The organism is Actinomadura craniellae, assembly GCF_003289645.1.
Lineage (GTDB): Bacteria > Actinomycetota > Actinomycetes > Streptosporangiales > Streptosporangiaceae > Actinomadura_D > Actinomadura_D craniellae.
Window position 1 is genome coordinate 290,644 of sequence record NZ_QLYX01000006.1, and the last position, 13,615, is coordinate 304,258.

At 71.7% G+C, this 13,615-nt stretch carries 10 protein-coding genes; 6 read left to right on the top strand and 4 right to left on the bottom strand.

Annotation, left to right across the window (positions count from 1 at the left end; all coding sequences use genetic code 11):
- Positions 1 to 51 precede the first annotated feature (51 nt).
- The 6 genes from DPM19_RS15685 (at position 52) to typA (ending at position 9,203) form a co-directional block, all read left to right on the top strand.
- Complete coding sequence (locus DPM19_RS15685; RefSeq protein ID WP_111868121.1) at positions 52 to 2,556, top strand: ATP-binding protein; 2,505 nt, start codon at positions 52 to 54, stop codon at positions 2,554 to 2,556.
- On the top strand, positions 2,549 to 5,062 hold the full coding sequence (locus DPM19_RS15690; protein ID WP_111868123.1) for a type IV secretion system protein: 2,514 nt from the start codon (positions 2,549 to 2,551) through the stop codon (positions 5,060 to 5,062). Before DPM19_RS15685 ends, DPM19_RS15690 begins: the two co-directional genes overlap by 8 nt.
- Positions 5,062 to 5,697 carry a hypothetical protein gene (locus tag DPM19_RS15700; RefSeq protein ID WP_158566799.1) on the top strand — a complete coding sequence of 212 codons (636 nt, stop codon included), beginning with the start codon at positions 5,062 to 5,064 and terminating at the stop codon, positions 5,695 to 5,697. The genes DPM19_RS15690 and DPM19_RS15700 overlap by 1 nt, the downstream gene beginning before the upstream one ends.
- On the top strand, positions 5,694 to 6,740 hold the full coding sequence (locus DPM19_RS15705; RefSeq protein ID WP_111868128.1) for a C40 family peptidase: 1,047 nt from the start codon (positions 5,694 to 5,696) through the stop codon (positions 6,738 to 6,740). The genes DPM19_RS15700 and DPM19_RS15705 overlap by 4 nt, the downstream gene beginning before the upstream one ends.
- A complete protein-coding gene (locus DPM19_RS15710) occupies positions 6,737 to 7,144 on the top strand; it encodes a (deoxy)nucleoside triphosphate pyrophosphohydrolase (RefSeq protein WP_233510195.1) in 408 nt (135 codons plus the stop codon). Before DPM19_RS15705 ends, DPM19_RS15710 begins: the two co-directional genes overlap by 4 nt.
- 205 nt (positions 7,145 to 7,349) lie before the next feature.
- Positions 7,350 to 9,203: a translational GTPase TypA gene (typA, locus tag DPM19_RS15715; protein WP_111868131.1), complete on the top strand. Its 1,854-nt coding sequence runs from the start codon at positions 7,350 to 7,352 to the stop codon at positions 9,201 to 9,203.
- Positions 9,204 to 9,239: 36 nt separating this feature from the next.
- Here typA and DPM19_RS15720 read toward each other — a convergent pair whose 3' ends face one another.
- From DPM19_RS15720 to DPM19_RS15735, 4 genes are all read right to left on the bottom strand, one after another.
- Positions 9,240 to 9,674: a DUF4282 domain-containing protein gene (locus tag DPM19_RS15720; protein ID WP_158566800.1), complete on the bottom strand. Its 435-nt coding sequence runs from the start codon at positions 9,672 to 9,674 to the stop codon at positions 9,240 to 9,242.
- A gap of 99 nt (positions 9,675 to 9,773) precedes the next feature.
- Positions 9,774 to 10,829: an FHA domain-containing protein gene (locus DPM19_RS36775; RefSeq protein WP_111868136.1), complete on the bottom strand. Its 1,056-nt coding sequence runs from the start codon at positions 10,827 to 10,829 to the stop codon at positions 9,774 to 9,776.
- Positions 10,817 to 11,542, bottom strand: coding sequence for a 4Fe-4S single cluster domain-containing protein (locus DPM19_RS15730; protein WP_111868139.1), 726 nt, complete (start codon positions 11,540 to 11,542; stop codon positions 10,817 to 10,819). Before DPM19_RS15730 ends, DPM19_RS36775 begins: the two co-directional genes overlap by 13 nt.
- On the bottom strand, positions 11,539 to 13,467 hold the full coding sequence (locus DPM19_RS15735) for an AAA family ATPase (RefSeq protein ID WP_111868142.1): 1,929 nt from the start codon (positions 13,465 to 13,467) through the stop codon (positions 11,539 to 11,541). Before DPM19_RS15735 ends, DPM19_RS15730 begins: the two co-directional genes overlap by 4 nt.
- Between the last annotated feature and the right edge of the window lie 148 nt (positions 13,468 to 13,615).

A 13,615-nucleotide genomic window follows, 5' to 3' on the forward strand; every position in this document is an offset into this window, starting at 1 on the left:
GGCGGCCCGCCGGAAGCCCGCCGCACAGTGAACGAGGAGGGCTGACCGGACATGGCTAGAGCCAGCCGCCTGGCGGTGCGCTACTTCGACGACCGGATCCTGCTGACCGACCAGGCCGCCTGGGCCTACTTCAGGCTGCCCACGGTCTCCTACGAGTTCACCACGGGGGAGGAGCGCGAGGCGCTCGCCACCAACGTCACCATCGCGCTGGCCGGCATCCGGATGCAGGACGCCGAGGTGCACCTGCGGATCGCGCACCGCACCTACCCGGCCGCCGACTGGGCGCTCGACCTCGACCGCACCTCCGACAGCGGCCCGGGCTGGCGCGACTACCTGGAGGAGATGTACGCCCACGTCTGGGCCAAGGACTTCTGGACCAAGGAGGTCTACCTGGGCGTGCGGCTGGGCCCGCGGGGCGTGGGCGCCCAACTGTCGGGCGGTGTGCTGGCGCAGTTCCTCGGCTTCTACAAGCGCGGGGAGCAGACCCTCGGCCTGAACGACGACGCGATCGACAAGCGCGAGATCGCCCGCTGGACCGAGCAGGCCGAGCGGATCGGCCGGGCGCTGGGCGGATCGGCGCTGTACGCCCGGCACGCCACCGCGACCCAGCTGGCCTGGCTGTTCCAGCACGCGGTGACGGGTTCGCTGGCCGACCCGCCGCCGTCGGCGGTGCCACGGCGCACCTGGGGGGCCGGCGAGATCGAGGCCCTGGTCGAGGGCGCGATCCACAACGGCCGCTCCCACCTGCGGATGGAGCAGCCGGGCGGGGCTTCCTACACCGCGTACCTGTCCTTCGCCCGGTTCCCGGACCTGATGCCGTTCCCCGACGGCGAGCCGTGGTTCCACTACGCCGACGCGCTGGCGTTCCCGGTCGAGATCAGTGCCCGGATGAAGCTGGTCCCGCCGGCCAAGGCGTCCAAGGACGTTTCCCGCCGGCTGGCGCACGCCCGCGACATGGACCAGCACATCCGGGAGGCGGGCGCGGAGGCGCCGATCGCGCTGGCCGAGCAGATCGACGCGGCCCGGATGCTGGAGCACGGCATCACCAAGCAGCGGCTCCCGTTCGTGTACGGCTGGCACCGGCTGATCGTCACGGCGCCCACCGAGGAGATGCTGGTCCAGCGGGTGGACGCGGTCGTCGAGCACTACCGCGACATCGGCGTCGACGTGGTCAACTCCACCGGCGACCAGTTCTCGCTGTTCTGCGAGTCGCTGCCCGGCGACCGGATCCGGCTCAACGCGTACGCCCAGCGGCAGCCGCTGCGCACCATCGCCGGCGGTATGCCCACGGCCACCGTCGACCTCGGCGACCGGACCGACGAGACGGGCGGCGGGTGGATCGGCCCGTACATCGGCGAGACGCTGGGCCGGGCCCGCTCCATCGTGCACTTCGATCCGCTGGTCGCGGCCGCTCGCAACCGGCCCACCGCGGTGGCCATCACCGGCGAGCCGGGCGGCGGCAAGACCACGCTCGCGCTGCTGCTGCTGTACCAGATGTCGCTGCGCGGGGTGACGATCGCGGCGATCGACCCGAAGGGCGACGCCGAGTCGCTGGTGGAACTGCTGCGAGCGCGCGGCCGGAAGGCCCGCATCCTGCCGCTGGGCTCCGCCGCGCCCGGATTGCTCGACCCGTTCTCCTTCGGCGACGACCTGGCGGCCAAGAAGACGATGGCCACCGAGACCCTGCGGCTGCTGCTGCCCCGCATGTCGGAGGAGCGCGAGTCGGCGATGATCCAGGCCGTCGGCACGGTGGCCAACGGCGACCGGCCGTCGCTGGGCAAGGTCGTCGACCACCTGGAGGGTTCGGCCGACCCGGCGTCCAAGAACCTCGGCGCGGTGCTGCGGTCGATGTCGGAGATGCGGCTGGCCCGGCTCTGCTTCGACCCCTCCGGCGGCGAGCGCATCGACACGGCGGGCTGGACGACCGTCTTCACCCTGGGCGGGCTCACGCTTCCGGATATGGCGATCTCGCGGGAGGACTACTCCTACGAGCAGCGGCTCTCGGTGGCGCTGATGTACCTGGTGTCGCAGTTCGCCCGGCGGCTCATGCACGGCTTGGACCGGCGGCTGCCCAAGTCCATCTTCCTGGACGAGGCGTGGGCCATCACCTCGACACCCGAGGGCGCCAAACTGATACCGGAAGTATCGAGAATGGGGCGTTCTCGCAACACTGCGTTGATCCTGGTTTCGCAAAACGCCGGCGACCTCTTGAATGAACAGGTGACGAACTGCCTGTCATCGGTGTTCTCGTTCCGCTCCTCCGAACGGGTGGAGGTCGAGAACGTCCTGGCGCTGTTGGGCGTGGAGCAGTCCGAGGAGCACAAAGCCGTGCTCCGCAACCTCGGCAACGGCGAATGCGTCTTCCGCGATCTCGACGGGCGGGCCGGCCGGATCGGAGTCGACCTGATCTCCGACGAGCTGCTGCGCTGGCTCGACACCAACCCCACCCGGGCACGGCCGCGGTCCGGGGCGGGCACGACCGACGACCTCGACGACGAGGAGTTGACCGCGGCCGGTGCCGAGATCGCCAGAAGGGGTTCCGGGCGCAATGACTGACAGAGGTCGTCTGATCCGGCGGCGCCGCGCCGCGCCGATCCAGCGCACCCCGGCCGAGGGGTTGAGCCTCCCCGGGCGCCGCCGGGGTCGCGCGCGCGTTCATCGCCGGACCCGCCGTTCGGCCCTGCTCGTGCTCTTCATGGCGCTGTTCATGCTGAGCCCCGTCGCCCCCGCCGGAGCCAACCCGTTCGGTGGGGACCCCTGCCGCCCGGCGGACAGCCCGGCGCCGGAGGCCTACGGGTCCGGCACCGACGGGCTGATCAAACCCCCCGACTACCCCAACCAGAAGCTGCGCACCACCCCGCCGGAACGGCTCACCTACTACGACCGGTACGGCACCGCCGGCCAGAGCTGGTACGCGGTCGACATGGGCTGCTCCGACGCCATGGCGATGATGGGCAACGCCCTCGCCAACACCACCTTCACCCTGGTCCGCGCGATCGACCGGACCACGATCAGCGTCTACCAGGCGGCCGCGTCCGAGTCGCTGCTGGGTTGGTTGAAGCGCACGGTGGACGGCGTCATCAGCGGGATCGGCAAGACCTTCAACGCCCAGTACTGGGCCTGGGTGGTCATCCTCGGCGCGATGTGGCTGGCCTGGTGGGGCCTGGTCCGGCGGCGGGCGAGCAAGGTCGCCGAGGGCACGATCTGGATGGTCGCCGCGATGGTCGCGCTGATCTGGCTGGTCGCCCGGCCGGGCGACTTCACCACCCTGGGCACGAAGGTGTCCGAGGCGACCAGCGCCGCGTTCAACGCCGCGCTGCCGCAGAGCGACACCAAGGGCACCACCTGCATCCCGTCGCCGAGCGGCCGGGACCCGGTGAGCTCGACCGAGGTGGACGCCACCACGCGCAACGCCAACGGGCTGTGGGTGGCGCTGGTGTGCAAGCCCTGGCTGATGGGCGAGTTCGGCACCACCGACCCCAACGCGAAGATCGTCAAGGAGAACGCCGACAAGCTGCTGTGGTCCCAGGCGGTCGACCTGTCGGAGACCCACGGCGGGCAGAAGGTGGACCTCGGCAAGAAGGCCGACGCGTACAAGGAGGTCACCGAGAACATCAAGGAGGACTACCCGGGGGTCTATCCCGTCTTCCAGGGCAAGCAGTGGACGAGCCGGCTGGCCGTGTCGTTCGGCGCGCTGTTCGCCGCCCTGGTGGCCGGCATGCTCATCCTGGTCATCGCGATCGCGCTGATCGTGGTGAAGATCTCCTTCCTGCTGTTGCTCGTGGCCGGGCCGATCTTCCTGGGCATCGGCATCCATCCGGGCATCGGCCGGGTGATCGCCATCCGCTGGCTCGAACTGCTGCTGTCGATGCTGCTCAAACAGGCCGCGTTGATCGGCGTGCTGGCACTGCTGCTGTGGTCGTACGGGCTGATCCTCGGTGAGACGCTGCCCTGGGGACTGCAGATCCTGCTCATCGCGCTGGTGACCTTCGCCGCGTTCATCTACCGCAAGCCGTTCCAGCACCTGTTCTCCGCGGTGGGCTACTCGGCCGTGGGCTCGCGGGAGAAGAGCGACGCCCAGTTGCAGAAGTCGGTCACCGAGGTGCGCAAGAACACCGCCGCGGTGGCGGCCGCCGCGGTGCCCGGAGCGGCCGGCTACCGGCTGGCCCGCTGGGGTCGCGGCGACGACGCCGAAGGAACCGAGGCCGGCACGGCCGTCGCCGATCGCCGGGCCGGAGCGGAGGGTGCGACCGCCGACTCGGCGGGTGCGCTCGCGGGCAAGTCCCGCGGCGGTGCTCCGGTGGCCGGCTCCGGCCGGGCCCGCGACGGGGCGCCCCCGCTGAACCTGCCCTCCCGGAGCGGTGCGGGTGGTGCGAAGAGCCTGGGCGACGCGGCCGGCGCGGACGCCGCGGGCGGCACCGGTGTCGTGGCGGTCCGGCCGGGCGGTGGGCCGGGGCGCGGCTCCTCCGGCGGTGCCGAGGGCGGCTCGGGCGGTGGTTCGAGTGGCGGCGGGTCCGGGCGCGGGTCGGGCAAGACCCCGGCGGGTTCCGGCACGGGCGTCGGCCGGCCCACCTCGTGGGCCGGGGGAGGGCGCGCCCCCGCCGGTGACGGCGACGGGGTCTCCGCGGTCGGTTCGGGACGGCGCGGCCGGTCCGGCGGCTCGGGCGGGCCCGGCGGGTCCGGTGGTTCGAGTGGGTCCGGCGGGTCCGGTGGCTCTGGCGGATCGGCCGGGTCCGGTGGGTCCGGCGGCTCTGGACGGTCGGGGCGGTCCGAGCGCCGTGGCGGCGCCGAGGGCGGCTCGGGTGGGGGCGGCAGATCCCTGTTCGGCGGCCGGTCCGGCGGCTCGGGCGGTGACCACTCGCGGACCCCGGCCCGCTCGTCCGGCGGGTCCCCGGACCCGGCGAGCGGAGTGCCGAGGCCCCGTCCGGGCGGCGGCTCCGGCACTGACGGGGGCGCCCGCCGGGAACCCCCGCCGCTGTGGGGCGGTCGTGAGGCCGACTCGGCACCACCGATCCCGTTCTGGCTGCGCCCGGTCGATCGCGACGGTGATCGGGACGCCTGATGGACCTGTCGGAACGCCAGCGCAAACTCGTGTTTGGCGGGCTGGTGGTGGCCCTGGGCGGCCTGGGCGTCTACCTCTCCCTGCCAGGCGGTGACGGCACCGCCGAACCCCCGTCCTCCCGGCCCGCCCCTACGGCCACCGCCCCGGCGGCGGCTCCCACCTCCCCGCCCGGCATCGGCACCACCGTGAACCCCGACTCGTTCGACATCTACCGGCTGCTGCCGTTCTCCCGGGACGACTTCGCCGCGGCCGCGGATCTCGCCCAGCGTTTCACCGCCGCATACGGCACGTACCGCTTCGACGAGGACCCCAAGGTCTACGTCGACCGGTTGGGCGGCATGGTCACCGAGGAACTGCGGGCCGAACTGGCCCGGGGGGCCTCGGCGCCGGGCCTGCTCGACGAACGGCGGCAGGAACAGGTCGTCGCGGCGGGCACCGCCACGCTCGACCGGATCCGCGATGTCGAGAACAACAGCGTGATCTTCCTGGTGACCGGGCAGCAGCGGGTCACCCGGTCGGGCGAGGAGGCCCAGGAACGGCGGCAGTACGCCGTGACGGTGTCGCGCGACGGCGGGTCCTGGCGGGTGTACGCGTTCGAACCGGCCGATGTCGGTCAGGCGGGTGACACCGGATGAGACGGCGGGTCGTCATGGTGGTGGCGTTCGGCGGAACGGGCCTGCTGCTGCTGGCGCTGCTGATCGTCCCGGCGTTCTTCAGCGCCACCCAGTTCCTGTTCGGCGGGGGCGGCGCCACCGGTTGCGTGGACGCCTCGCGGGCGGGCTCGCAGCCCGCCGCGGCGCAGGACGCGGGCGCCATCCCGGCCGACTACCTGGAGTTGTACAAGAAGACCGGCGCCGACTACGGCATACCGTGGAACCTGCTGGCCGGGGTCGGCAAGGTCGAGACCGGCCATGGCACCTCGGAGCTGCCGGGGGTGCGCAGCGGGGAGAACTACGCCGGGGCCGGCGGCCCGATGCAGTTCCTGGAGCCGACCTGGCGGGCGTTCGGGGTGGACGGCGACAAGGACGGCGACAAGGACCGCTACGACCCCAAGGACGCCATCCCCGGAGCGGCCCGCTACCTCAAGCACAACGGCGCCCCGGAGCGCACCCGCACCGCCCTCTACATGTACAACCACTCGTGGGACTACGTGAACCTGGTGCTGCGGTGGGCCGACCGCTACGCGGACGGCGATTTCCAGGCCGTCCAGGCCAGCGGCCCGCTGTGCTCCGACACCGAGGGGCTGCCGGCCAGTGCCGGTGCCGTGGTGCAGCGGATCATCGACTTCGCCATGGCGCAGCGCGGCAAGCGGTACATCCTGGGCGCCGCCGGCCCGGACGCCTGGGACTGTTCCAGCCTGATCCAGGCGGCCTACCGGTCGGTCGGCATCTCCATCCCGCGCACCACCTTCGTCCAGTGGCCGTTCGGAGTGAAGATCGACAAGGGCAAGGAGCAGCCGGGCGACCTGGTGTTCTTCAACTCCGGCCCCTGGACGTCGGCGAACAACCCGGGCCATGTCGGCATGGTCATCGGCAACGGGAAGATGATCGTCGCCCGCTGCGCGAGCTGCGTCCCCAACATCGGGGTGCAGAACTACCGGATCCGCGGCGACTGGGTCGGCGTCACCCGCCCGCTGGCCAAGCCGGAGATCCTCAGGCAACTGGAGGGGCAGCAGTGAGCGGCCCGCCCAGGTCCGGAGTGGTGGTGGGCGCCGCCATCGTGCGGGACGGCCGGGTGCTCGCCGCGCAGCGCTCCGAACCTCCCGAACTGGCCGGCGGCTGGGAGTTCCCCGGCGGCAAGGTCGATCCGGGTGAGTCGGATGGGGCGGCCCTGGTCCGCGAGTGCCACGAGGAACTCGGCGTCAAGATCCGGGTGGGCGCCCGGCTGGGCGGCGACTTCCCGCTGGAGAGCGGCCAGACGCTACGCGTGTGGTGGGCGGAACTCGTCGACGGCGAGCCCCGGCCGCTGGAGCACCTGGCCCTGCGCTGGCTGGGCTCCGCGGAGCTGTACGATGTCGCTTGGCTGGCGGGCGACCTGCCGGTGGTCGACCTGGTCCGCGCGCACCTCGCCGGATCCGCGTAGCCGCCGGTACCCCGGAATACCCGCCGCCTGCTCGATCGTTCCTCCAGCGGGGCCTCCGCGGGACGTCAGTGAGGACTCCCCGGCGGACTTCCGCCCGTCCGCCGCACCGTCCCGCGGCGGGCTCTGTTCTCCGCAGCCCCGTAGAATCGTCCGTGCCGCGTCCTTCTGCGGCGAACTCCCGCACCGAAACCAGAGCGAGTACGCCATGCCTATCTCCACGCGCGACGACCTCCGCAACGTCGCGATCGTCGCCCATGTCGACCACGGCAAGACCACGCTCGTCGACGCCATGCTCTGGCAGTCCGGTGCCTTCCGGGCCAACCAGGACGTGGACGAACGGGTCATGGACACCGGTGACCTGGAGCGGGAGAAGGGCATCACGATCCTGGCCAAGAACACCGCGGTCAAGCACGGCGGGCTGACGATCAACATCATCGACACCCCCGGCCACGCCGACTTCGGCGGCGAGGTGGAGCGCGGGCTGTCCATGGTGGACGGCGTGGTCCTGCTGGTCGACGCCAGCGAGGGCCCGCTGCCGCAGACCCGTTTCGTGCTGCGCAAGGCGCTGGCGGCCCGGCTGCCGGTGATCCTGGTCGTTAACAAGACCGACCGTCCCGACGCCCGGATCGCCGAGGTCGTCGACGAGACCTACGAACTGTTCATGGACCTCGACGCCGCCGAGGACCAGATCGAGTTCCCGATCGTGTACGCCTCCGGCAAGGCGGGCCGGGCCTCGCTGAACCAGCCCGCCGACGGCGGGCTGCCCGACAGCGAGAACCTGGAGCCGCTGTTCCAGACGATCCTGGAGACCATCCCGGCGCCCTCCTACGACCCCGACACCCCGCTGCAGGCGCACGTCACCAACCTCGACGCCTCCAGCTACCTGGGCCGGATCGCGCTCTGCCGGGTGCACGCGGGCACCATCAAGAAGGGCCAGCAGGTCGCCTGGTGCAAGGGCGACGGCAGCGTCGAGCGGGTGAAGATCACCGAACTGCTGATGACCGAGGCGCTGGAGCGCAAGCCGGCTGAGGCCGCCGGCCCCGGTGACATCATCGCCATCGCCGGCATCCCCGACATCATGATCGGTGACACCCTGGCCGACCCGGACGACCCGCACCCGCTGCCGGCGATCACCGTGGACGAGCCCGCCATCTCGATGACCATCGGCACCAACACCAGCCCGATGGTGGGCCGGGAGAAGGGCACCAAGGTCACCGCCCGGATGGTGAAGGACCGCATCGACCGGGAGCTCGTCGGCAACGTCTCCATCCGGGTGCTGCCCACCGAGCGGCCCGACGCCTGGGAGGTGCAGGGCCGGGGCGAGCTGGCGCTGGCGATCCTGGTGGAGACCATGCGCCGGGAGGGCTACGAGCTGACCGTCGGCAAGCCGCAGGTGGTGGCCAAGGAGATCGACGGGAAGAAGCACGAGCCGGTCGAGCGGCTGACCATCGACGCGCCGGAGGAGTACCTGGGCGCGATCACCCAGTTGATGGCCGTGCGCAAGGGCCGCATGGAGAACATGTCCAACCACGGCACCGGCTGGATCCGGATGGAGTTCCTGGTCCCCGCCCGGGGGCTGATCGGCTTCCGTACCGAGTTCATGACCGAGACCCGCGGCACCGGCATGGCCCACCATGTCTTCGAGGCGTACGAGCCCTGGTTCGGCGAGCTGCGCACCCGCCCGTCCGGGTCGCTGGTCGCCGACCGTACCGGTAGCGCCACCACCTTCGCCATCACCAACCTGCAGGAGCGCGGCACCTTCTTCGTCGGGCCGACCACCGAGGTCTACGAGGGCATGATCGTGGGCGAGAACTCCCGTGCCGACGACATGGACGTCAACATCACCAAGGAGAAGAAGCTCACGAACATGCGCTCCTCCACCGGTGACGAGCTGGAGCGGCTGACCCCGCCGCGCATCCTCAGCCTGGAGGAGGCGCTGGAGTTCTGCCGCGAGGACGAGTGCGTCGAGGTCACCCCGGCCGCCGTCCGGCTGCGCAAGGTCGTGCTCGACTCGAAGGAGCGCGAGCGCACCCGCGCCCGGGCCAAGCGCGCGGGCTGATCGCCGCCCCGCCCCACCGGTGGGGCGGGGCGGCGATCAGCGCAGGGTGCGGCTGTCGCGGATGTCCTTGATGTCCTCGCTGATCTTGAAGACCACGATCATCAGTTCCAGCATCACCCGGTACATCATCAGGCTGAGCAGCCAGATCACCGGTGTGAGGACGATGACCAGCAACCCGCCCAGGACGCCGGCGTCGGTCCCCGAGGCCAGCATGGTGAAACCGATCACCAGGTACACCAGCCCGCCGACGGTCACCAGGATCAGCAGCAGGATGTACAGGAACTTGACCAGCTTCGGGGCGATGAAGTTGTCGAAGCTGAAGTCGAACAGCGCCCCGAAGAAGCCCTTGTCGTTGGCGAAGCGGTGCCCCGCGGCGGGCGGCGGGTAACCGGGCTGCTGGTGCTGGTACTGCTGCCCGGGTTGCTGCGGCCAGCCGGGCTGCTGCGGGCCGGGGCCATAAGGGTTCGCCAACGAGTCCTCCAGGGCGAGACGGGGGGCTGCCCAGTGCACAGGGCATACGTGGGCAGACCCTACCGAAGGAGCCCGGGCGAACGGTGCCGGATCAGCCGATCAGCTGACGTGCACCGTGCCGGTCACATCCGCGGCGAGCCGCAGCGAGTCACCGTCGGCCAGCGGGGCCTCCACCCGGGGCGGCAGCCGCTCTCCGTTGACGAAGGTGCCGTTGGTGGACCCCTCGTCACGGACCCAGGCGGTGCCGGACGGGTCCAGCCACACCGTGGAGTGCCGCCGCGACACGTTGTCGTACTGGGTGAACGTGGTGGCCACCGGCGACTGCCCGACGTCGCGGCCGAGCACCACATGCTGGCCGACCGACACCTTGATCTCTCCGGTCGGGAAGACCAGCCGCAGCGCGGGCGGCTGCTGCCGCAGCGGGCGCAGGCACGCGTCGCACTGCGCCGCCCCGGGGTTGCGCAGCACGGCTTCGCAGTGCGGGCACATGAACGCGGTGTTCTCGTCCACCGGCGGTTGCGGTCGGCGCGGCCCGCGCTCCTCCGGCGGGATCAGCGTCTCCTCGCGCCGGGCCGGCGGGGGCCCGGGCGGCCTGCCCGCCGGGCCGTGCGGCGGCGTGGGAGACAGCGGCGCGTGACCGCCGCCCGGGCCGGGCGGCCGTTGCTGCGCCGGCTCCCAGGGCTCCTGCCGGGACGGCGGCTGCTGCGGACCCCACGGCTCCTGCCCGGCGGGGCCGGGGCCACGCTGCTCGGGCGGGCGCTGCTGCTGCTGCGGCTGCTGCTGCCAGGGCTCCTGGCCGGGCTCCGGGCCGCGCTGCTCGGGTTGCGGCGGGCGTTGCTGCTGCCAGGGCTCCTGGCCGGGCTCCGGCCGGTGCGGCGGCGCGGGCTGCCGCGCCCAGGGGTCCTCGGCGGGCGGGCCCGGCTGCGGCGGGCGCTGCTGGGGCGGCGGTTGCTGCGGCGGGTGCTGGTGCGGGGCCCAGGGGTCCTGCGCGGGAGGCTCCGGGCCGCGCTGCTCGGCCGGCGGGCCGGGCTGCGCGGGCTGGGTCGGCGGTTGCCGCCGGGTCCCCGCCCGGGCCAGGTTGGCCCCACAGGTGAAACAGATCAGATCGCCCCGGGTATACGGATCACCGCAGACCGGGCAGTTCAGGGTCTCCATGACACCTCCCCCGCGTGTACGCCGGCTCGCTCCAACGTCGACGTCAGGCGAGCCATGTCACCCCGACGCGGGATGCCGATGTAGTACACCCGCCTTCCTTCCGGACCCTCGTCCACCGATACCTGCATCCGAGGTCCTGCTCGTCCCTCAACCGGATCGTCACCGGCCGGCCCGGCGTATCGCTCGTGGCCCAAAGCGGTCAGGGGCACGATGCGCTGGTTCGCCGAACCCCTCCAGAGTAGAGAGCCCTCGGAGGGGTGTCGCCCCTGCGGGTCCTTCTCTGTCACGTCCGCGGGAGCCGCGCGGTTCAACCGATCGATGTACGGCCCCGCGACCACTGCGTCGCACAGGCCCAGGATCTCACGCATTTCGGCGGAACGGGCGAGCCGGGAGTAGGGGTAACCCGAGTAGACCAGCACGTCCACCTCCGGGGCGCGCCAGCCGTGCACGCCGCGCAGCAGCGCGGCCAGCGCGGCCGGCTGCTGGAAGGGCTCCCCACCCGAGATCGTCACGCCGTCCACCGGGCCCGGCAGCGAGTCCAGCCAGCCCAGCACCGCGTCCACCGGGACGGCGGTACTCGGATCGGCGGCCCAGGTGTCGCGCGACAGGCAGCCGCCGCAGTGCAGCGTGCAGCCCTGCGTCCAGATGCCCGCCCGGGTGCCGGGACCCAACGTGGTCACCGGGTAGTGGGCCTTGGCCAGCAACAGGTTCACTGCACGTCCAGCCGGACGATGCCGCCCTCCCGCCGGAGCCCGGTCACGGTCACCCGCTCGCCCGGCTGCAACTCCCGGTCGAACAGCGCCCGGGCCAGCGGATTGATGAAGTGGGACTCCAGTGCCATGCCGATGCCACGACCCCCCTTGTCGAGCTCGCTGGTGCACCATTCGCGCAGCGTCTGCAACGCCTCGCCCTTCAGCGCCAGCACCAGACGGTGCTCCTCGGTGACCCGCCGGCAGATGTTCGCCAGTTGGATGTCGAAGATCTGCGCCGCCGCCTCCGGTGAGATGAAGTTGAACACCACGATGTTGTCGCCGAACCGGTTCAGCAGCTCCGGCCGGTTCAGCACGGTGGTGAAGTGGTCGGAGATCGCGCTCTTCAACCGCTGCTCGATCTCGTCGTAGGACATGTCCGGGATGATGTTCTGCACCCGGGCCGGACGGTTGTCGACAGGCCCGTCGAGCCGGGTCGGCCCCGCGGCACTGGGCGGCCGCTCGACGTACATGCCCAGGTTCGAGGTGAAGATCAGGATCGACTCGGAGAAGTGCACGGTGTGGCCCCGCCCGTCGGTGAGCCGCCCGTCCTCCAGGATCTGCAGGAACTTGTCGAGGATCCGCGGATGTGCCTTCTCGATCTCATCGAACAGGATCACCCGGAACGGGTCCTCGCGCACCGCGTTGGTGAGCTCGCCGCCGGCCTCGTGGCCGACATAGCCGGGCGGGGAGCCGATCAGCCGCTCGCCCGCGTGCTCGGCGGAGAACTCGCTCATATCGAACCGCAGGTACGCCGACTCGTCACCGAAGACCAGCGAAGTGATCGCCTTGGCCAGCTCGGTCTTGCCGGTACCGGTCGGGCCAGCGAAGAACAGCACACCGCGCGGCCGGCTGCCCGACCGGGTCGCCTGCGCCCCGGACAGGCCGAGCACCGCCCGCTTCAGGATGTCGAGGGTCTTGGTGACCGCCTGCGGCTGGCCGACCACCCGCTCCGGGACGCGCTTCTCACCCTCCAGCACCCGGCGGCGCAGATGCCCCCGGCTCCACGGGTTGTCCAGCACCCCCAGCTTGTAGGTGCGCACCGCGTCCGGCAGGTCCGACAGGGCGACATTGCGCTCCTTGGCCAGCCGGGTCACCTCGATCATCGACTGCAGGGTGAGGCCGTCCGCCTGCTCGGCGAACGCGTCGCAGGCCTCCTGCGCGGCCGGGTCGTTCTTCACGTCCTGCACGCCGAAAGCGCGGGCCAGCAGCCGCGCCGTCTCCTGCCGGTCGCCCAGATGCGGCCGGGGGACGGTGATCTCGCGGATGTTCTCGTTGCCGTTGCCCAGCCAGGGCGGCAGGTCACCAGGGCGCTCCACCAGCCACAGCACCGGGTTGTAGAGCGGCTTGGGCCGCGGCCCCGGCACCCGCACCGGGCGGGCCGACCGGGAGAGCTTCTCGCAGAACCGGAAGAAGTCGCGCTCGGCGGGCTCCAGATCGGTGGGGGAACGGGCGATCCGGGACGCCGAGTCGATCACGAACGCCGCCCGGACGTTCTCATCCGGGCGGGCCAGCGCGGACAGACAGCGGCCCAACGCCTCCAGCGAGGGCTTCTCCTGCAAGGCGCGCTTGCCCAGCAGCAACTCCGCCGCCCGGGCGGCCTCCAACGCGACCTCGTCGTCGCCATCCGGCCAGACCACCAGGCCGTCCACCGGGTCGTAGCAGACCAGACAGGAGAAACCGCTGGACCGCAGGGCCTCCCACAGCAGGTCACGCAGCGGCAGCAACCGGGCCGGGCCGCCCTCGTCCGAGCCCGGGGCGAGAAAGCTGTCGTGCAGGTTGCCCGACAGGATGTACTGCGAGTGCACCGACAGGGTCGCGTCGAGCTCCCGGACGAAGGCGGGCCAGCCGGGCAGCCGTCCACTGAGCGTGGGCTGGTCGGTGTTCATGCATCTCCCTGTTGGCTGTGCTGGCTTGGCGCTCGTTCCTCGCGCTTGTCGCCCTGTTTGCTTGGCTCGCTTCGCTCGCTTGTCGCGGCGCCTTCGGCGCGCCGTCTTCCCTCGTCGCGGTGAAGATCGCTCGTTCCTCACGATCTTC

Bases quoted from the DNA above. Each gene is read 5' to 3' on its own strand.
- DPM19_RS15685 (WP_111868121.1), top strand. From the start codon at position 52: ATGGCTAGAGCCAGCCGCCTGGCGGTGCGCTACTTCGACGACCGGATC.
- DPM19_RS15690 (WP_111868123.1), top strand. From the start codon at position 2,549: ATGACTGACAGAGGTCGTCTGATCCGGCGGCGCCGCGCCGCGCCGATC.
- DPM19_RS15700 (WP_158566799.1), top strand. From the start codon at position 5,062: ATGGACCTGTCGGAACGCCAGCGCAAACTCGTGTTTGGCGGGCTGGTG.
- DPM19_RS15705 (WP_111868128.1), top strand. From the start codon at position 5,694: ATGAGACGGCGGGTCGTCATGGTGGTGGCGTTCGGCGGAACGGGCCTG.
- typA (WP_111868131.1), top strand. From the start codon at position 7,350: ATGCCTATCTCCACGCGCGACGACCTCCGCAACGTCGCGATCGTCGCC.
- DPM19_RS36775 (WP_111868136.1), bottom strand. From the start codon at position 10,829: ATGGAGACCCTGAACTGCCCGGTCTGCGGTGATCCGTATACCCGGGGC.
- DPM19_RS15735 (WP_111868142.1), bottom strand. From the start codon at position 13,467: ATGAACACCGACCAGCCCACGCTCAGTGGACGGCTGCCCGGCTGGCCC.